We start from the raw sequence: 19153 nt of genomic DNA, 5'->3' as shown, positions 1-19153 counted from the left end.
GTGACTAACGCTGCGTAAGTTCGAGGGTATAAACGTTAATCAGATCCGCTTTATTACAGCTTAAAGCGAGACAATAGATTTAATTACCTTATTTATTATCCACGTTTTAGCGAAAGTGTATTTGCTATTTGCCCATTTTTCCACTGTCTGTAAGCTCATAAAATACGCCCAAGCAATCAAGTTAAAGGGTTAAAAAATGAAATTCACAATTAAAGCAACAACGCTCGCACTTGCTTTTTCAAGCGCCATAGTACTTTCTACATCGTTGGTGGGCACAGCAGCGTTTGCAGCCCAGACAGCATCTAAGGTGGTGGCGGCAACCGATATTGAGTGGGGTTACCTAAACCCGCTTCGCGGCGATAAAAGCCCAGGTGCAGCAGATCTTTGGGGCGATCGTACTAAAGATACGGCAACCGGTATGCTGGTACGTTTTAATAAAGGCTTTGAGTCTCCACCGCACATTCACAACATTACCTATCGCGGTATTGTGATTGAAGGTGCTATGCACAATGACGACCCAAGCGCTGACAAAATGTGGATGCCAGCTGGTTCTTTTTGGACTCAACCTGCTGGTGAAAATCACACCACCGCAGCTAACGACAGCGCAAACTTAATTTACTTAGAAATAGATTCTGGCCCTTACCTAGTAAAGCCATCTAGTGAGCATTTCGACAACGGCGAACGTCCACTAAACCTGCATAAAGATAACATAGTGTGGTTAAACGATGCCCAGCTGCCTAACATAAGTGTACTAGGTGTTTCATCAACGTACTTGTGGGGCAACACCGCCGATATCAACGGCTCAATGGTTAAGTTACCGGCTGGCTTTAAAGGTACTATTGGCACACAAGCCAGCGAATTTCGCGCTGTAGTTATAGCGGGTGACGTTGAATATCAATCTGTGGAGGTTACTTCACCGGTATCGTTAAGTGCGGGAAGCTACGTAGAATCTACTGGTACTTTTAACCATCAACTCGTGAATAAAAGTAAGCAAGAGACGACTATTTATATTCGCACCAATAGTGCATATAGTGTTTTCTAGCAGTCTTAAAGCTCGCTCTTTAAACGCGATAAATAGGTGAAAAATCTTCATTTTATTTTAATTTATTCTTTTCTAATCAATTGGTTGAATAAGCTGCAATAGTGGTTGACGAGTATATAAGAAGTTTGTAATAGTATAACAATACTTTATTTTTACTTTCCTCTTGGCCAATCTCGGAGCGCACTAATGAGAGAGTTTCTGAGAATAGCCAGCGTTAGCTTAGTTTCTTTTACACCCGCAGCCCTAGCACAAAGTACGCCTTCAGAATTCGCAGAATTAAGTTTCCAAGCCTTGCTTGATATCGATATAAACGAAAGTGACAGTGAACAATCTTCGCCTAATAAGTGGAGTTTCGCTGTACAACTAAAAGCCGCAGAGTTTGATGGTTATAAAGTCAATGATAGCGACGTGAGCCTTGATGATGTGTTGTTCTCTTTTGGACAAGAAACGCGCACTTCAAGTAACTTCCCTGTTGTGCCGACGATTATCAAGCAACACGCTAAAATTATTCAACTAGGTTACCAAGTAAATGAACGCCTAAAGCTCGGTATTCAAGTTCCTTTTATTCATCAAGAAACTGACCATATTAGTGTGGTACCAGGTTACGATCATTTCGTTATTTCATCTTCAGGCTTGGGCGATATTGCGCTTTCAGCAAGTTACGCGTTAGAAGACAACAGTGAGTTTAGTTGGTGGGTTACCGCAGGGCTTAGCCTGCCAACCGGCTCAATTGATGAGCAAGGCGATACGCCTAGAGATCCGGGTGATCAACAACTCCCCTACACCATGCAATTAGGCTCAGGAACCTACGATTTTCCTATCGAAGTAAGCTATCAAAATAAAGGGGAACACACGTTTACCGTTACCCTATCAGCCATGCTTCGTACAGGTACTAACGATAGAAACTATCGCTTAGGCAACAACTATAAACTCAGTGGTAAATACAACTTCCCACTTTCTCAAAGTACGGCATTGTTCACTGGTGCAGCATTTGGCTATTCAGAATCTATTCACGGACAGGACGATGAAATTACCACAGGTGGCAATTACTCGTACCCTGCCAGTATTACTAACCCTGATTTATACGGCGGAGAAAAAGTGAGTGTGTTTGGGGGCGTTTCGTTTGTTCCTATTGATTGGTTAAAAGTGGTCGCCGATGTCAGTAAGCCTGTATATCAAAACCTAAATGGCCCTCAACCCCAAGAATTGTGGCGCGCAGGCCTTCAATTCTCCGTGTTGTATTAAACGTTGTACATGCGTTCATTATTCATTGCTGTCGCTCTGACTTTAGCCGTTAGTCACTCGGCTTATGCCGACTTAAAAAAACTAGACAAAGTTAAAGCGGCTTACATGTTTAACTTCACAAAGTTTATGACATGGAGCAGTATGAATACTGATCCAGTCAATTTTTGTGTACAGAATGATGAAGCATTTCAGCAGTTTTTAACCCAGTTAGTTGAAAGCCGCCCCACAAGCAGCGGTGCGTCCATTCGCATCGTTATGTTAGACGGAAAACAAAGCTGCACCTTTGCCTATCTCATCGAAAATGATGACAGCCTAGTAAACCTTGCCACTTCAACCATCATTATCAGTGATTTACCCAATCTTATTGAACGCCCAGCGGTATTTACATTTTATGAAGAAAACAATCGGTTAAGGTTTGAAATTGATTTAGCAGAGGCTGAACGTCTTGAGTTAACGATTAGCTCGGAATTGTTGAAGGTAGCGAAAATAAAATGATATTTCGTTCTACGTCGTTTTTTACCAAACAATTGCTTGCCGTCCTTTCGGTTAACTTCTTATCTCTGTGTCTGGTTGCGGGTTTGCTTTATTCAAATTTCGTCGATGATCACAAAACTAACTTAGTGAATGTGCTTAGCAGCCAATCTACATTGTTGGCATCGGCTAGCCGCTCATCGGTACTTTTTAATGATGCTCAGTCTACCCAGGATTTACTGTTTGCGGCATCGCAGTTACAAGCTACATTAACTGCCAAAGTTTACGATGCGGACTTTAACCTATTCGCCGAATACGCCAGAGACGGTGTCTTAGACCTCACCTCCCCTAGGCAGCTTCCTCTAGGGGAAACATTTAAGGACGATGCGCTTTATTTTCTAGAGCCTATCGTTTTTGATAAAGAAATTATTGGTTACCTCTTGCTATCTGCCAGTACGTACTCGCTAGATACACAACAGCATCAAGCAATGATGGTGGTAATAGGCGTATTGTTGTTAAGTATGCTGCTTTCATACTTGCTTAATTTTCGTTTACAGAAACTCTTTACCAGCCCCATCAACAAACTGATCTCACTGATTAGAAAAGTAGCCACATCCCGTGAATATCACACTCGTCTGCCAGAAGTACGTAACGACGAATTAGGCGAGTTATTTTCTGGCGTTAACGATATTTTGGCAACCGTTGAAAATCACCAAGAGCAGCTAAAGGCTCACAATACTGAACTTGAAAGTTTGGTAGAACTTCGAACTCGCCAGCTTTATCAACGTGCCAATTATGATGCGTTAACGCACTTACCCAATCGCCACCTTTTTGTAGATCAGTTGGAGCTTGCGGTAAGCAAAGCCAATAAATATAGCAGCCCACTGGCCGTCATGTTCCTAGATTTAGATCGCTTTAAACTTATTAACGACAGTTTGGGCCACGATATTGGCGATAAAGTGCTTATTGAAGTTTCAAAGAAGCTGACTGAAATCGTGATGCAACGAGACAGTGTGTCTAGATGGGGTGGCGATGAATTTGTGGTTATGGTTGAAGAAACTCACTCTAAAGATGATTTAGCGTACCTTGCTAAGGAAATCATCACCAGTTTGAGTGAACCCATGCAATTGGAAGGGCATCAACTTCACATTTCTACCAGTATTGGTATTGCGATATATGAAACAGAGAGTGAAAACGGCATAACGTTGTTAAAGCATGCCGATACCAGCATGTACCATGCTAAAGAAAACGGGCCTGGTCAGTTCTGCTTTTTTAACAACGGCATGTTAGAAAATTCACTGAATCGACTGTCTGTGGAAGGGCAATTACGACAAGCGTTAAAACTTGAAGATGCTTTTCATATGGTTTATCAGCCTCAAATTTGTGCCTACACAGGTCGTGTTCAAGGCATGGAAGCATTAATACGTTGGCAAGATAGTGAAGGTAACTATATTCCTCCTTCAGACTTTATTCCTATTGCTGAGGAAGCTGGCCTTATCAATTCTCTCAGTATATGGATATTAAACCGGGTAAGTACTCAGATGCATCAATGGCGGGAGCAAGGTGTTCCTTTAGTGCCTGTTGCGATTAACTTGCCGGCTTGTTTTATTACTCAATTAGATTGCGCCGAGCAAATTGCGGATATTATGGCGTCTAATCAAATACCCCCTGAGCTTATTGAAGTTGAGCTCACTGAAAACACGTTTATAAGTTCTACGGAATTTGCATTAACGTCACTGAAAAAGTTAAAAAAATTAGGCTTTAAAGTCTCTATTGATGACTTTGGTACTGGCTATTCTTGCTTAAGTTACATTTCCACCTTGCCTATTGATAAGTTGAAAATTGATGGCAGTTTTGTGCAGAAACTCGGGAAGTCTAAATCTAACGATGGCATTGTGAGCGCAATTGTCATGTTGGCCAAGGGGCTTAACCTAGCCACGGTGGGCGAGTGTGTGGAAACAGAAGACCAACTTGTGCGACTGCGTGAAATGGGCTGCGATGTGATACAAGGCTATTACTACCACCCTCCTCTACAGGTTGATGCGGCAGCCACATTGATGTTAGAAACTATCGAAAGCTAAAGTTTTCCAATAAACCATCTAACGGTAAGCCCTACCGCTAGCGTAATTACCACACTCGTCAATGTACCCAGCAATACATATTCCGTTAGCTTCTTATCTTCGCTTTTCGTCAAATCACCAAACCGAAAAATTGATTTAGCGGCAAGTAGAAAGCCTATTGCTGCAAATTGATTAATCAGTACAAAAGTTAAAATAAGCAAACGCTCTAAATAACCAATTCGCTGCCCAGCCATAGCAAGCGTATTTTGTATGGGAAGCTGTACTAACGTGCTGGCTGTTTTTGGTTTAGCATGCTCATCAAGCTCTTTACTCCATGGCGACAGGAGTTGTTTTATAAAAATAGACGTTGGTTTTAGAATAATTAAGTACGCCAAGAGTATGGTCAGATGCTGATGGTTAATCAGTAAAATTTGCTCAAACAGTGCCTCGACCTGAGCAGTAAGCAGCGCCCATAAAATAACGATAACGCCAATGTGTGCCGCTTGATCGATTGCAAATGCTAAGGTTGTGCTTCCCGCGTAAGACTTTATTGCATCTATAATAAAATGGCTTATTAATATCCCGCCAGCCACCATTAAAAGTGCGGTAAAGTCGATATCTGCCATACACGACTCTTTTGTAGTAAGTACCATTATGGCCGACATCGCGAGTAAGGCAATAAGAGCTAATACCCCATGCAATAAAGCGTGAAGGTATAATGCAGGGGATTGAAGATGTTTAGTGTTTCGGCTTTCCACCCAGTGAGTTGGCTGAAAATAGAAGTCTCCGAGTAAATGGGCAACCAATAGCCCTATTACCATGCTAAGTTGCTCCATGCTTACTGCTCCGTTTCCACTTCTGTTGCCATATAATCTAAATAATCACTGACGAGATGATATTGACTGGCGTTTAAAATACGAGTGATATTGCTGCGGTTTTTCCCCAGCGTATTCGCTATATTCTCATGACCTTTATCTTCTGCTTTAATATAGGCCAGTAAGGTTTCTGACTGTGTTTGCGTTAAGGAAGTAATATGGCTATCAACAAAGGCAGTCATCAAGCTTGCGTGTTTATTGAAAGCTTCATTGTCACTAGAAAAGGCAAGATATTGTGACTTCAAACTATCAAGCGTCCTACCCGAACGAACGAAGGCATCACCATTTCCGGTTTTCACTTTCCCATCAGTAAAACTCACTTTACCAACACCTACGCTAATACGTATATCTGTAGTGGGCGTGCAGGCTTTTAATGCTAACCGGATGCAAATGGCCACCAGCATGGCACTTTTAGACTCTGGAATAACAACCTGAAAAGCATCTCCACGAAAGACGTCGTATTGTCCGCTGTAAATTGCCGATTGTTCTTTCAGTTCATTGGTTAGCACCTCTAACACATGAGCTAAATCGGTATTAGTTAACTGCTGGGAGTTTGCGATATCACCGGTTATTACCGCCTGCCGCTTGTTCGTATTATCCATACTTTCCCTTTATTTACTCTTTGGGGTAGCAGCTGATTTTGGTTAATAATCAAAAACTCATATCTAGCTTGCACCCACTTTTATGTTATCTGCATCATAGCCGCAATTTAGATTGCCTGTATTTTTATACAGATGCAATATAACTTCGGCGGTTAATTTCAACGGTTGGAAGTTACCGTAATAAAGCACTTTCATTAAAGTTACTATAAATAATCACATTTCGCAAAGTTACCATAAATAGTCACATTAAAAAGTAACTACAAACGCTCACATGTGTGGTTTAGTCAAAAGCGTTAGCAACAAAAATTAGCGTTACCCATGACATAAAAAAGTCTCAATATAAGTAGGTTACTCACAAATCTTATAACACAACTTGCAAAGGTAGAATGATTACTCTACCCTTCACCCCATCAGGGTAGAACAAGCATTCTACCCTTTCCTAGACGTTGACCTGAAATTGGAGAGCAAGATGACGCCCGATGAGCGAAGAAATGACATTGCTGCACGGTTAGAAAGCGCTTTTAGCGCTTATGGCTTCACCCAGCCTAATGTCGCCTTCTTAAAAGAACAAACAGGTACCACGCTAAAAACGTTATACAAATATTTTCCTTCTAAGGAAGATATGATCATTGGGGCACTTACCCATCGCCACCAGCGGTATTTATCATTTCTAGCAACAGACTGCCCAGACGATATGAAAGCAGCGGTAAAGCATGTTTTTTCACGTTTGGCCTTGTGGTTAGCCCAATACGCCCCTAACGGGTGTATGTCATTACAAGCCTTATCTAGCTACCCAAACTACGCACAGGTAACCACAGCCGTAAATACGCATAAAGCCGACGTGCGCCAATGGCTTTTTGACTTAACCCGAAACGAATCACTGTCTAATTCACTTTTCATTATGCATGAAGGGATGTCGGCTGCGTGGCCAACCATGGGTAAACAAGCGCTAATCACAACGCAAGCTTTGCTAGATCAGACACTTATTAAACACGGTTTGTCTTAAAGGAGACGATTTATGTCACAACTTCCCTCACACATGAAAGGGGTGGTGCTTACTCATCATGGCGACCTTGATGCCCTAAGTATTCGTCACAATCTCCCTCTGCCTATTCCAGCTGCCACTGATGTTGTTATTAAGGTGGCCGCCGCAGGTGTCAATAATACAGACCTAAATACCCGCAAAGGCTGGTATTCAAAAGGCGATAACGACGCAGAAGATGCATCTTGGTCTGGCACACCGCTAGCGCTTCCCCTTATTCAAGGCGCAGATGTATGCGGCTATATTGTAGCTGTAGGCAGTGAGGTAAGCACTTCACGCATTGGTGAACGAGTCATTATTGAACCCTGCTTAACCGAAGCGAATGGTGCTAAATTACCTGCACCTTGGTATTTTGGGTCAGAGTGTGATGGTGGGTTTGCTCAATATACAAAAGTAGCTGCAAAACATGCCTACACCATCAACACAACCATGACCGATGCCGAACTTGCTTCATTTCCATGTTCATATTCTACCGCTGAAAACATGCTGCACCGCGCTAATGTAGTGGCTGGAGACAGAGTACTCGTTACTGGCGCGTCTGGTGGCGTTGGTTCTGCTGCAGTACAACTAGCAAAAGCAAGAGGCGCTTTTGTAGTCGCCATTACCAGTGAATCGAAACAAGAAGAGTTGAAAGCGGTAGGGGCCGACGATACGCTAACGCGCGACTGTAATTGGGTAGCGTATGCGAAAGATAAGCCCTTTGATGTTGTTATCGATTTAGTGGCCGGCCCAAGATGGCCAGAACTGCTTGATATGATGCGCCCCTTTGGTCGCTACGCAGTATCGGGCGCCATTGCTGGGCATAGCGTAACCTTAGATGTTAGAACCCTATACTTAAAAGATTTACAATTGCTGGGCTGTACTGTGATTTGTGAAGAAGTATTTGGCAACGTAGTGAAGCGTATTGAAGCAGGCGACATTGCCCCGCTTGTCTCTAAAACTTATCCCATTGAAGATATTAAACAAGCGCAAACAGACTTCGAGCAGAAAGCACATATTGGAAAATTGGTGCTTACGCTTTAACGCAGTGCAGCTTCATGGGTTTCCCATATATCAACGCGATTACGCCCTAACGATTTAGCCAAATAAAGTGCAGCATCTGCTCGCTGTATCAATTCGTTAGGGCTCACTGGGTGACTAAATGCCATAGTAGAAGCACCTAAACTTATGGTCAGTCTACTGTTGTAGCTAGATTGCTTGAATACGATGGATGCTTGCTCGATATTGCTGCGAATACGCTCGGCCACTTTTAACGCTGAGCTCATGTCAGTGAAGGGCATAATGACCGCAAATTCTTCACCACCATACCTTGCCACCACGTCATCATTGCCAATACAGGTTTTCTTTAATATTTCCGCCACCTGAATTAATACCTTATCGCCCGCTACGTGACCATAGCAGTCGTTGTAAATTTTGAAGTGATCAACATCAATCAACAACAAACTTAGGGGCGTTTTACATCGCACACTTCTTTGTATATCGCTTTGTAAGGTATCATCAAACAGCCTTCTGTTTGCTATCCCCGTTAAACCATCAATATTGGCAAGTTTTGCTAACTTAAGGTTGGCCTCTATAAGCTGCTGTTTTGCTTGGTGCAGTGCTCGTTCGTTATGGGCGTTTTGTAATGTATTAGCCAACATTTGGGCTATACGCTGTAAATACTTAATATCATAATCACGCCACGTGTAAGGGCTACCCGTGATATCACAGCCGATAAAGCCGAAAATGCCTTTATCTAATTCAATCGCGGCGCAAAGAATCGAACAAATGCGCTCTCGCTCAAATTCCTCTTTTTCTCCCGTCGCCTCTTTCGGTAAATAGGCCACATTATTCACCTTAAAAAGGCCATCTTGCTTAATCTTTCTATTAAGATAAGGCATGGATTCCATCGGTAGCGCTTGCAGATCGTTTTTATAAGGCGTTACTCCTGCAGCAACCCATTCGTGGGTGTTACAGGCAAACTTTGTGTCATCATAAAATTCAAATAAATAGCAACGGTCAAGGTCGCAGAATTCACCGAATGCGCCCAGAATATTTTCTATAAGGCTATCAATTTTGTCACTGGTAGTATTAATCAGTTGCGAAGAAAGTGTTGAAAGTAAGCCATTAAAGGCAATGTGTTTACCCACAGGTGAAGACTCTTCAGGTGCGATGAACAAATTATTTTGAACCGCCTTCGCGTTAATCACCACTAAGGTAACGCCGTCAACGGTAATAACAGCACTTTCTATAAAAAACTGAATTCCTCTTTCATAAGATTGTATGCGAACCCACTGGCAAAGGTGCAGTGTTTCCTCTGCAATGGCAAAAGGGTGATAGCTGCCTGACAACTCATCTTTTGTAATAGGATCGAAAAAACGTAGGCTGTCTAAGAACGCATCAGATACACATGACTCACCGAATTGACGTGCAAATGCAGTGCTGACATCAAACTTTGTTTCTCCAAGGCGTTTGAACAATAAACACGTAGGAAGTTAACGCAACAATGCTATGCCTTCATTTGGCTTCACATATACCCCTTATAGAAGTTAAATAATTAGCTTTTACTTTAGTACATATTAATAAAACGCGCTTTTCAGCAAATAGATTTAACGTTAAGAATTTTTGCAGTAATCCATTACATGGTACTTACGTAATAAGTTACAGCAGCTATGTTTCACCATAGTTTCTTTCATTAAGATGCGAGGTAACTTATGGATGGGTTGATATGAATGAGTCAATAAGTGGGCTTTTGGACAAGTTAATTGATGAAGACGGAGGCGAAAAGCAAAGCGCAGGAGATATTATTGCTCGCTTTGAAGACAGAGGTTTTGGCCCACTGCTGCTTATACCTTCGTTAATTGCCCTACTGCCTACCGGTGCTATTCCTGGCGTGCCCTCACTATGCGGTATAATCCTCTTTCTAATTTGCATACAAGTCGCATTGGGCAGAAGTGCACCTTGGCTACCAAATAGAATTACCAAACAGGAAATTAAACAAGACAAGCTAGAAAATGCTGTAGATAGAGCAAAACCTTACGTTAAAAAAACCGAAAAGCTGTTAAAACCACGCTTAGCAGTACTATCAAAAGCGCCATGGAAAAATATAGTAGCGGGTTATTGTGCTATAGCATCACTCTGTATGATCCCTCTTGAGGTTGTGCCTTTCGCAGTAGCACTCCCTGCATTTGCACTAACACTAACAGCTATAGGCATGACCAACCGAGATGGTGTTTTTATTGGCTTAGGAATGATAATTCAGCTAGGTACCGTGTACCTAACACTCAAAGTCTCTGGCATAGTCTAACGAGACTGGCATAGACTAGTGAGGATGGCATAGGCTAGTGAGCATTGCCACGTGGCATTTAGCGATTAAATGGCATTTTCAATAAAGCTATTATGCCTGCATTATCGTTGGTTGCTGGGTAATCTTTTTGGCCTATAGCAATATCTTCATCACGCATGGTTGCACGGCTTTTAAAACTACCAAATAGCTTGTCCCACCAAGACACACTGAAGCCAAAGTTAGTATTAGATTCTTCTTTACGCTGGCTGTGGTGAATGCGATGCAACCGCTGGGTAATAATAAGCATCCCAATTCTGTCATCCCACTTCTGTGGCAGTCGAATATTTGCATGGTTAAACAGGGCAAACCCATTCAAACCCACTTCGAAAATAACTATCGCAACAGCAGGTACCCCAAAAGCGACAACCACCACCGCTTTAATGAATAAGCTTAATATAATTTCGATAGGGTGAAAGCGAAGCCCTGTGGTGGTATCTACGTGGCTGTCAGCGTGATGCATTTTATGAATACGCCATAAAAGAGGAATTTTATGAAATAGCCGATGCTGCCAATAAATCACCATATCTAACAGCAATACACTAAAAGCGACCAGAACCCAGTGGCTCATATTTAGGCTGTTGAATAACCCCACATTAGTATTATCAGCCCACAAGGCCACACCTACTAAGCTGGCAGGCAACACTACTCTTGAACACAGCGCACCTAATACCACCATACTCAGATTGCCTTTCCACCGGCTGGCGCGCCCCAATACCGATTGCCTCGCTGGCAGCCATGCTTCCAGCAGAGCCATTATCGCGAATATGCCTAAAAATAGACTAACTCGAACAAGTGCAGTGTTATCCACTATGACTTCTCTTTTTCTTTGTTACTACAGTAGTCATCAATGCCTTCTACGGCTTTAAGGGTGGTAAAACCACTGTAAACTCGGGTTATGATGGTAATGCCACATGCTGCCGCGAAAACATAAGCCAACACCGGAAAATATGCCGGCCATGTACAAAATGCTAAAAACAAGAGTATGGTTTCGGTGCCTTCGGTGAGCCCCTGCATATAATAAAAACTCTTATTCTTGAACTGTGGTTTTTCTATATTAAATTTTTCTGCGGCGACGGCGAAGGCCAAAAAGCTACTGCCCGTTCCTACAAACGCGGCCATTAGCACTAACGCAGGTACGCCCCATTCACTAGGGTTTGCAATTCCAAATGCTAACGGTACTGCCGCGTAAAATAGAAAGTCTAAACAAATATCTAAAAAGCCACCTGCACTACTGCTACTTTGCTGAAAGCGAGCAAGTTCGCCATCTATACCGTCGAATACTCGGTTCGCTATGATACAAATGAACGCCAATACCCACCACCCATTAATAATGGCAGGAACCGCCAACATACCAATAACAAAACCAGCCAAGGTAACTTGATTTGGGGTAACGCAGGCTTTGCTAAGCGCCACTATCATGGGCCTTAACAGCGGCTTTATATAAGGCGTAACTTTAGCGTCTAACATGTTTCTATCTCTATTAATTGCCCTTGGGCAGCTTCTACGTCTTCATTGTCGTGCGTAACTAACAAAGTAGGTAGCCCACGAGCTTTAAGCTGACCGAATACCCAGGTTCGCATTTGAGTTTTGGTGGTAGCATCTAATTTACTAAATGGCTCATCGAGTAACACCACACTTGGTGCCGCAGCCAAAGTTCGTAACAACGCGATACGCGCCTGTTGCCCGCCTGATAAGGTCTGTACGGGTCTGTGTTGTAAATCGTTAAGCCCCACTTCGACTAACATTTCACTAACCCGTTGCTCGCGCTGCGTTTTATTAAGCGCACTAGAAGGCAATGCAAACGCAATATTTTGCCCAACAGTCATATGTTCAAAAAGCAAAGGATCTTGATATAGCACGCCTACCCCACGTTTATGAGCTGGCATGTCATCAATGCACTTATCATTAATGTATATACTTCCTGTCATGGAAAAAGGCGCAGTTAACTGCCCGGCAATCGCGTTCAATAAGGTCGATTTGCCAGAGCCGCTTGGCCCCATGATAGACAGCACTTCGCCAGGGTTGATTACTTCATCGAGTGAAAGCAAGGTATCTGTGTATCGAAACAAACTCACCCTATCTAACTTCAAGGTCATAATTTCGATTTCCTTGTTTGCAGAAGCGTATAGCGCCCCATCGGGTTAAAACAAATTGTGGGTAGCCACCACGCCAATATAAAGCCTAGTAAGGGCATAAGCGTTTGTACTATCACGTACACCGCTGTTAACCTAGCACTGCTGCCCGAAGCCGCTGCCACCGCTTCTGTAGTAACGGTAGCAATACGCCCACCGGTACTTAGTAAGGTAGGCAAATATTGGCTAAAACTAATGGCAAGCCCTAACGCATAAGCCACCAGCATGGGAGCAAACAATAAGGGTAGTTTTATTTTTACAAACACCTGCCATGGCGTTTTTCCCATGCCGTAGGCAACTTGAATATATCTAGGGTCAAACTTACGATAAGCCACCGCTAACGAAATAAACACATAAGGCAAAACATACACAAGGTGGCTAATAAACAAATGAAACCACACTGCCTCGTTGAAATAGGCTAATTGAAACCATACTAGGCCATATAAGAAGGCGACGCCTGGTACTAGCAGTGGTAAAAACAAAGTAAGTGACAGCAACGCCCCTGCCCAACCGTTAAAGTAAGATGAGGGATTACTTTTATGCCCGTTATCCGCGATATTGCCGCTATTGCCGTTTAAAGATTCTGCTTCTAACGCCAATGTAGCCACTATCACCGAAAAACCGCTCACTAACACAGCAAGCAATACGGTATTGTTGAAAGGTTCGGCCAGCGCAGCAAGCGTGGTTTTCCAATGCAGCAAAGTAAAACCTTCTGGTAAAAAAGCTGGAAACTGCCAAAAGGTAGCAACAGACCACAATATCGTGCTGATGATTATCGAGAGTATTAGCAGCGTATAAATGGCCACTATGGCGTAGGCGACTATGGTGCTAAGAGTTTGCCCTGTATGCCGATGCCCATTTGAATAGAAGCGAACTTGTGTATGCTTCGCTACTTTTTCACCCACTATCCATACACTAATAGCCACTAAAGTTACAGCGACTTGAAGCAATGCAGCCGCCGATGCCTGAAAGCGCATCGACAAATCTACATGATTAAACCATTGCACTACCGCCACGGCTAACGTGGGCGGGTTATTGGGGCCTAACAATAAAGGAATTTCCACATTCGCCGTAGCATAAGCTAACACCGCCAATATAGGTAAACGTACTTGGGGATACACGATGGGGAAAACGGTTTTAAAGAACACGGTTACCGGCGAGTATCCTAGCGCCGTTGCACTATTAAAATAACCGTCTAACTTACGTTTAACGTGTGGCTGCGACATCACACTTACTGCCATTAAAAACACAAAAGGCAGTTCTTTAAGTGCCAACGCAATAATAATAGATATACCGTAACTGTCGTACGGAAATGCCCACATCGGCGGCAATAGTGTGCTGGCGCCATCTACATTTGTTGCTTCACTTATCCCTATACTACTTAGTATGTTACTCACATTTGTAACAATGCTCGAAAAGAAGCCTGAAGGTGAAAGTACAAACAACAGCGCAATGGCCGCAGCCGCATGGGGCAAGACTAATAGCGGACTTAACCAAGTTTGTAGCTTGTTTAAATAGGATGAACGATAAAACACCGCCAAGAGCAAAAAGGCACTCGCAACGGAAATCATGGTGGCTAATAAGCCGGTGGAAAACGATAACAATGCCATTTTACCCATGCCATCTATCGCAAATAGCTGAGCAAAAACACTGAAGGTAAAATGATGAGCATCCAGTGCCGGAAAATAACCAAAGGCAGGTAACACCACGCCAATTAGCCCCGCCAATACCGGCAGGCTTAACAGCAAAATAAGTAACACCCGTACAATCACCGTTATACGTTGAAAAAGCGTCATGCTGCGAAGCCATTGAGTTCGTGAAAGCACAGACATTAGAACCGACATCAGAAACGCTCACCATAGCGTGCAAACCACGCTTGTCGTATCGCATCTGTCCAACTGCTATGAGGTTCAGCGAAAAGTGGTACTGTCTTTTCTTTGTTAAGTGCAGAAGCATGGTGTGATATGGGTTTAAACAACGCTTTGTCGTGGGCAGCTAGCATGGAAAAATCAAGTACTGAATCGTCACCCCATACCGCCAACTGCTGCTTTTTTGCTTGTGCTTGAGGAGATAATAAAAAATCCACCACTTGCTTAGCCGCTGCAACATTTTCGGTGTTATAGGTAATGCCGATAAAATGCACGTTCGCTAAGCTGCCATCTTGCATCGCGTAAGTGCGAATGCTTTTAGGTAAGTCAAATCGGTTTACTGCACTGGGTATTTCGGCGGCGGTAAACGAAAATGCCAACAATAATTCGCTGGTTCCCATTAAACGCTGAAGTTGCGAAGCTTGGCGTACCATATAGTCCCCCTCTTTATACATCAGAGGGTGTAACGCATCTAAATATTCAAAAAGCACGGGGATGATTTTCGTTAATGCGTTGTCAGTTACCGGCTTATACAGCAAGTCTTGATGATCTTGATTTAACGCTATGGCCGCATACTTTAAAAAGCTGATGCCTAAATAATCGTTGGGTAATGGGTAAGTAAATCGACCCGGGTATTGATTGGCAAAGGCAAGTAATTCATGAATATTGAGCGGAGGATTTTCTACAAACTGATTATTATAATAAAATACCATAGATGCCTTGCCCCACGGTGCTTCTTGCCCGTCGGTAGCAATACCAAAATCGGTGATCATAGCAGGGTTACGAGCCGGGTTCGTGAGGGCAAAATTAGGAATGCTATTAGCCCAGTCTTTCAATAATAAATCGTGGCGTTTCATGGCAGCAAAATTTTCGCCATTAATCCAAATTAAGTTAACGCTACCTTGGTTGTTGTTACCCGCCGCTTTTTCAGCGAGTACCCGAGATACCGCATCGCTGGTATCGGCTAGTTTCACATGGTTCAAGGTAATATTATATTGGTCACTTACTTGCTGGCCTACCCACTGAATATATCCATTCACTTGGGCACTGCCGCCCCACGCATGAAACTGCACGGTAGGCGAATCGCCTAGCTTTTGATTAGAAGCTGGTGATTGATTTTGAGGCTGGCCTTTTAGTCGAGTGCTTGTTTGAACTTCAGGGTTTATTTGACCTAGCGATTGTGCAGCTTCCGATCCATAAGCTAACGCCGTTGCAAGCATGGCGACGGCTATTGCGGTAAATACGGTTTTTAAGAGGCCTGTCACTTGAACTGCTACATGAATAACTGATTGTACATTTACAGTCGATCTTGGTTTTACAGTTGGGGTAGTAAACAGGCACAGTGGCGTTAGACGAAACAAACTGCCTAACGCCGCTAACATTAAATTACTCTTGGTCATTCAATGCCCAGTTGTAATCCAAAAACTCAATTTCGCTATTACCAGACTTAATCGCTTTTATGTCATCGTTATCAAGTGACTTACCATCGTTGGATGATAATGCACTGCCATAATGAGCAAGAAACCCATTGAGGCTTGATGAATCACGCCATTTCATTTCGAAGTCGTCTTTATACCAACTGAAAATTTTCGAAATGTGTAGCGTATTCCCATCGTAATAGTTGCGGCTATTGTCAGATAAGAAACGAACGGTTTGCTGTTCTAATTGTTCATCTAACTTATCGCCCACATAGGCTTCTTCACGTAATGCAGGGCAACCAATACTCGCGCAGTTTACCGCAAAGTGAATACGAGGTTCGTTATACACACCCTTTTCACGAATGAGCCCGTGCTCTATATCATCAAGGCTGCGTTTTTTACCCAATAACACAGCAAACTCTTGTTTCCATGGTGACGAAAAGAAACCCCCAATGTCACGAATAGAGGTTAAATCAGGGTAGCGAGTTAATATTAAATCGATGGTATACGCATTGTACGCATTAATTAAAAACGCTAACTGCGTGTTTTGATCCCACTGTTCAAACGTATCTTGTGACACTGCTGATAAGCTCTTTAGATAAGCAGTGAGTTCAGTTTGAGACGATTTAAAGCCCGAATAAACAACTTGTGTGCTCGTGCCTTTAGAGCTTATACCTTGCAAGTCCGCCTCTCCATCCCCCCTGCCTTTATCAACAGGGTTAATAGGCACAACGTATTTAGCTAGCATTGCTGAAAAGGGTTGGTGTAGAGAAGCTTCAGCGTGAGCTACCACTGGCATAACCAGTAGTAACGCACCCATTGCATATGAAGCTAACCTTGACGCTAAGGTTGACTCTAGCGCTGTTTTTTTTAGCTTTATCGCATTAATAGGAAACATAATATTTACTCGCTTATTAACCACGACGCCACGTGTGGAATTTTTCCACATAGCTTAGTAACTTTTCTGGTTTATTCGCACGCTTCCAAGTACCTGCGGTGTTTTTAGCCCCTTCAGCCCACGTTGGGTACGCGTGAATAGTGCCGAGTAACTTGTTTAAGCCCAAATCGTGCTTCATGGCTAATACAAATTCTGCTAATAAATCACCAGCGTGTTCAGAAACAATGGTTACCCCTAAAATTTTATCCTTGCCCGGCGGAGTAAGTACTTTAATGAAACCTTTAATTGCGCTCTCAGCAATGGCTCTATCAAGCTCTTCAAACTCGTAGCGAGTTACTTCAACGTCAATACCCTGCTCTGCTGCATCGTTTTCATTAAGGCCTACCCGTGCCACTTCGGGGTCGATAAAGGTCGTCCATGGGATAACACGGTAATCTACTTTGAATTTTTTGAAGGTACCAAACAAGGCATTTACCGCGGCATACCATGCATGGTGTGCCGCAACGTGAGTAAACTGATACGGCCCTACTACATCGCCCGCCGCAAAAATATTTGGCATTAAGGTTTGTAGGTATTCATCGGTTTCGATAGTGCGATCAAACTGAATGCCTAACTCTTTTAAACCAAAGCCGTCAAGACGTGCTTTACGCCCTACCGCCACGATGACTTCATCATATTCAATCGCGCTTTCATTGCCGTCTTTGGCGACTACAAGGGTTTTAACGCCATCTTTATTTTCAAAACGAAGGGCGTCGTGGCTGGTTAATACGTTCACGCCACTATCGCGGAGTACGTCTTCTGAAAATTCAGCGACTTCTTTGTCTTCTCGGCCCATAAGGTGCGGTGCACGTTCAACTTGGGTTACTTCACTGCCTAAGCGTGCGAAGGCTTGTGCTAGTTCACACCCAATTGGGCCGCCACCTAATACAATCATGCGTTTAGGGGTTTCATCTAACTCAGCAAAACGGCTCCACAAAGTATCAGATGTTACATAGCCGCTCTCTTCAATACCCGGCAACGGTGGTACAAATGGGCTTGCACCTGTCGCCACGACAATGCTTTTGGTGGTTAGGGTTTGCATGCCGCCGTCGTTTTGCTTAATTTCTACCGTCCAAGGGTCGATAATTTTTGCGTAGCCTTTCACTACATCTACACCCAAACCTGTGTAACGCTCTACACTATCTACTGGCGCAATCGTAGCAATGACGTTATGCACACGCTGCATCACTGTTTTAAAAGACATAGTAGGTTCAACACCGTGCAAACCGTAATTTTCAGCGTTACGCATCTGGTTAGCTACTTTGGCAGTTTTGATGAGGGCTTTACTTGGTACGCAACCATAGTTCAAACAGTCACCGCCCATTTCACCGGCTTCCACTAGCGTTACTTTTGCTTTTACCGCTGCAGCGATATAACTGGTGACTAAGCCACCCGCGCCAGCACCAATAACAATAAGATTTCTGTCAAATTTAGCGGGTTTTTTATAGCCTTTGTAAACGCGGCGGCGTTCAACAAATGCCACAATGGCCTTAGCAATCCACGGGAATATACCGAGTAATACAAACGATAAAATAAGCCCCGGCGATACAATGCCCGACAAGCTGTCTATTTGCGCAAGCTGCGTACCCGCATTCACGTATACCACGGTGCCAGCCAACATACCGACTTGGCTTACCCAGTAGAATGTCCATGTTTTAATAGATGTTAAACCCATTAATAGGTTTATTAGAAAAAACGGGAACACGGGAACTAAACGCAGCGTGAACAGGTAAAAGGCACCTTGCTTTTCAACACCTTCATCAATCTTTTTAAGCTTTTCGCCAAAACGCTTTCTTACCGTATCGCGCAGAATAAAGCGTGCAACTAAAAAGGCTACGGTAGCCCCTACGCTTGAAGCAAAAGACACAATAATAAAGCCTTGCACCAGCCCAAATAAAGCACCTGCGGCTAAGGTAAGAATGGCTGCACCAGGCAACGACAAAGCCGTTACTGCCACATAAATCGCGAAGAACACACCAATACTCACAAGTGGGTTTTCTTCAATTTGTTGTGTGAAGGTATCTAATGACCCTTTCAACCCTTCAAGGGTAAGATAGGTATTTAGATCAAAGTAAAAAAAGCCAATAACGGCAGCCACCAACACGGCGACAAGTGCAATTTTCTTGAACATGTTTT

General features: G+C 43.3%; 17 protein-coding genes. 7 read left to right on the top strand and 10 right to left on the bottom strand.

The window, feature by feature from the left end:
- Positions 1 to 196 precede the first annotated feature (196 nt).
- From R1T43_RS09850 to R1T43_RS09835, 4 genes are all read left to right on the top strand, one after another.
- The gene (locus R1T43_RS09850; protein ID WP_317355523.1) at positions 197 to 1042 is read left to right on the top strand and encodes a DUF4437 domain-containing protein; all 846 of its coding nucleotides are present in this window, start codon (positions 197 to 199) and stop codon (positions 1040 to 1042) included.
- A 186-nt stretch (positions 1043 to 1228) separates the two neighbouring features.
- Complete coding sequence (locus R1T43_RS09845; RefSeq protein ID WP_317355520.1) at positions 1229 to 2287, top strand: hypothetical protein; 1059 nt, start codon at positions 1229 to 1231, stop codon at positions 2285 to 2287.
- A 9-nt stretch (positions 2288 to 2296) separates the two neighbouring features.
- Positions 2297 to 2782 carry a YfiR family protein gene (locus tag R1T43_RS09840; protein WP_211071022.1) on the top strand — a complete coding sequence of 162 codons (486 nt, stop codon included), beginning with the start codon at positions 2297 to 2299 and terminating at the stop codon, positions 2780 to 2782.
- Complete coding sequence (locus R1T43_RS09835) at positions 2779 to 4839, top strand: EAL domain-containing protein (RefSeq protein ID WP_317355517.1); 2061 nt, start codon at positions 2779 to 2781, stop codon at positions 4837 to 4839. Before R1T43_RS09840 ends, R1T43_RS09835 begins: the two co-directional genes overlap by 4 nt.
- On the opposite strand, the gene R1T43_RS09830 is transcribed toward R1T43_RS09835, so the two are convergent.
- Positions 4836 to 5654 (bottom strand): DUF3307 domain-containing protein, encoded by an 819-nt coding sequence (locus R1T43_RS09830; RefSeq protein ID WP_317355514.1) that lies wholly within the window; start codon positions 5652 to 5654, stop codon positions 4836 to 4838. The two genes, R1T43_RS09835 and R1T43_RS09830, sit on opposite strands and share 4 nt — an antisense overlap.
- Positions 5655 to 5656: 2 nt before the next feature.
- Positions 5657 to 6295, bottom strand: a complete 639-nt coding sequence (locus tag R1T43_RS09825; protein ID WP_211071025.1) for a hypothetical protein — start codon at positions 6293 to 6295, stop codon at positions 5657 to 5659.
- A 469-nt stretch (positions 6296 to 6764) separates the two neighbouring features.
- Between R1T43_RS09825 and R1T43_RS09820 the strand changes: the two genes are divergently transcribed.
- On the top strand, positions 6765 to 7301 hold the full coding sequence (locus tag R1T43_RS09820) for a TetR/AcrR family transcriptional regulator (protein WP_317355510.1): 537 nt from the start codon (positions 6765 to 6767) through the stop codon (positions 7299 to 7301).
- Positions 7302 to 7313: 12 nt separating this feature from the next.
- Entirely contained in the window at positions 7314 to 8360 is a 1047-nt protein-coding gene (locus tag R1T43_RS09815; protein WP_317355507.1) for an alcohol dehydrogenase family protein, read from the top strand.
- Here R1T43_RS09815 and R1T43_RS09810 read toward each other — a convergent pair.
- Complete coding sequence (locus R1T43_RS09810) at positions 8357 to 9796, bottom strand: sensor domain-containing diguanylate cyclase (RefSeq protein WP_317355505.1); 1440 nt, start codon at positions 9794 to 9796, stop codon at positions 8357 to 8359. The genes R1T43_RS09815 and R1T43_RS09810 overlap by 4 nt on opposite strands.
- A gap of 248 nt (positions 9797 to 10044) precedes the next feature.
- On the opposite strand from R1T43_RS09810, the gene R1T43_RS09805 reads away from it, so the two are divergent.
- Positions 10045 to 10623 (top strand): exopolysaccharide biosynthesis protein, encoded by a 579-nt coding sequence (locus R1T43_RS09805; RefSeq protein ID WP_317355503.1) that lies wholly within the window; start codon positions 10045 to 10047, stop codon positions 10621 to 10623.
- 58 nt (positions 10624 to 10681) lie between these two features.
- Here R1T43_RS09805 and R1T43_RS09800 read toward each other — a convergent pair whose 3' ends face one another.
- The 7 genes from R1T43_RS09800 to R1T43_RS09770 all read right to left on the bottom strand — a co-directional run bounded on the left by R1T43_RS09800 (position 10682) and on the right by R1T43_RS09770 (position 19148).
- A complete protein-coding gene (locus R1T43_RS09800; protein ID WP_317355501.1) occupies positions 10682 to 11470 on the bottom strand; it encodes a sterol desaturase family protein in 789 nt (262 codons plus the stop codon).
- Positions 11470 to 12129: a CDP-alcohol phosphatidyltransferase family protein gene (locus R1T43_RS09795; RefSeq protein WP_317355498.1), complete on the bottom strand. Its 660-nt coding sequence runs from the start codon at positions 12127 to 12129 to the stop codon at positions 11470 to 11472. Before R1T43_RS09795 ends, R1T43_RS09800 begins: the two co-directional genes overlap by 1 nt.
- Positions 12123 to 12758 carry an ATP-binding cassette domain-containing protein gene (locus R1T43_RS09790; protein ID WP_317355496.1) on the bottom strand — a complete coding sequence of 212 codons (636 nt, stop codon included), beginning with the start codon at positions 12756 to 12758 and terminating at the stop codon, positions 12123 to 12125. The genes R1T43_RS09795 and R1T43_RS09790 overlap by 7 nt, the downstream gene beginning before the upstream one ends.
- The gene (locus tag R1T43_RS09785; protein ID WP_317355494.1) at positions 12755 to 14638 is read right to left on the bottom strand and encodes an ABC transporter permease; all 1884 of its coding nucleotides are present in this window, start codon (positions 14636 to 14638) and stop codon (positions 12755 to 12757) included. The genes R1T43_RS09790 and R1T43_RS09785 overlap by 4 nt, the downstream gene beginning before the upstream one ends.
- Positions 14638 to 16062: an ABC transporter substrate-binding protein gene (locus R1T43_RS09780; RefSeq protein WP_317355491.1), complete on the bottom strand. Its 1425-nt coding sequence runs from the start codon at positions 16060 to 16062 to the stop codon at positions 14638 to 14640. Before R1T43_RS09780 ends, R1T43_RS09785 begins: the two co-directional genes overlap by 1 nt.
- On the bottom strand, positions 16049 to 16900 hold the full coding sequence (locus tag R1T43_RS09775) for a DUF547 domain-containing protein (protein WP_410549015.1): 852 nt from the start codon (positions 16898 to 16900) through the stop codon (positions 16049 to 16051). The genes R1T43_RS09780 and R1T43_RS09775 overlap by 14 nt, the downstream gene beginning before the upstream one ends.
- A gap of 94 nt (positions 16901 to 16994) precedes the next feature.
- Positions 16995 to 19148, bottom strand: coding sequence for an FAD-dependent oxidoreductase (locus R1T43_RS09770; protein ID WP_317355487.1), 2154 nt, complete (start codon positions 19146 to 19148; stop codon positions 16995 to 16997).
- Positions 19149 to 19153: the final 5 nt, after the last annotated feature.

The sequence above is a fragment of the Alteromonas sp. CI.11.F.A3 genome (assembly GCF_032925565.1).
GTDB lineage: Bacteria > Pseudomonadota > Gammaproteobacteria > Enterobacterales > Alteromonadaceae > Alteromonas.
This window is presented reverse-complemented; position numbering and strand designations above follow the sequence as displayed.

What these genes read in the sequence shown, in the direction of transcription:
- R1T43_RS09780 (WP_317355491.1), bottom strand. Translation starts at nt 16,062, where the DNA reads ATGACCAAGAGTAATTTAATGTTAGCGGCGTTAGGCAGTTTGTTTCGT.
- R1T43_RS09840 (WP_211071022.1), top strand. Translation starts at nt 2,297, where the DNA reads ATGCGTTCATTATTCATTGCTGTCGCTCTGACTTTAGCCGTTAGTCAC.
- R1T43_RS09835 (WP_317355517.1), top strand. Translation starts at nt 2,779, where the DNA reads ATGATATTTCGTTCTACGTCGTTTTTTACCAAACAATTGCTTGCCGTC.
- R1T43_RS09845 (WP_317355520.1), top strand. Translation starts at nt 1,229, where the DNA reads ATGAGAGAGTTTCTGAGAATAGCCAGCGTTAGCTTAGTTTCTTTTACA.
- R1T43_RS09795 (WP_317355498.1), bottom strand. Translation starts at nt 12,129, where the DNA reads ATGTTAGACGCTAAAGTTACGCCTTATATAAAGCCGCTGTTAAGGCCC.
- R1T43_RS09805 (WP_317355503.1), top strand. Translation starts at nt 10,045, where the DNA reads ATGAATGAGTCAATAAGTGGGCTTTTGGACAAGTTAATTGATGAAGAC.
- R1T43_RS09820 (WP_317355510.1), top strand. Translation starts at nt 6,765, where the DNA reads ATGACGCCCGATGAGCGAAGAAATGACATTGCTGCACGGTTAGAAAGC.
- R1T43_RS09770 (WP_317355487.1), bottom strand. Translation starts at nt 19,148, where the DNA reads ATGTTCAAGAAAATTGCACTTGTCGCCGTGTTGGTGGCTGCCGTTATT.
- R1T43_RS09775 (WP_410549015.1), bottom strand. Translation starts at nt 16,900, where the DNA reads ATGGGTGCGTTACTACTGGTTATGCCAGTGGTAGCTCACGCTGAAGCT.
- R1T43_RS09825 (WP_211071025.1), bottom strand. Translation starts at nt 6,295, where the DNA reads ATGGATAATACGAACAAGCGGCAGGCGGTAATAACCGGTGATATCGCA.
- R1T43_RS09785 (WP_317355494.1), bottom strand. Translation starts at nt 14,638, where the DNA reads ATGTCGGTTCTAATGTCTGTGCTTTCACGAACTCAATGGCTTCGCAGC.
- R1T43_RS09830 (WP_317355514.1), bottom strand. Translation starts at nt 5,654, where the DNA reads ATGGAGCAACTTAGCATGGTAATAGGGCTATTGGTTGCCCATTTACTC.
- R1T43_RS09815 (WP_317355507.1), top strand. Translation starts at nt 7,314, where the DNA reads ATGTCACAACTTCCCTCACACATGAAAGGGGTGGTGCTTACTCATCAT.
- R1T43_RS09850 (WP_317355523.1), top strand. Translation starts at nt 197, where the DNA reads ATGAAATTCACAATTAAAGCAACAACGCTCGCACTTGCTTTTTCAAGC.
- R1T43_RS09790 (WP_317355496.1), bottom strand. Translation starts at nt 12,758, where the DNA reads ATGACCTTGAAGTTAGATAGGGTGAGTTTGTTTCGATACACAGATACC.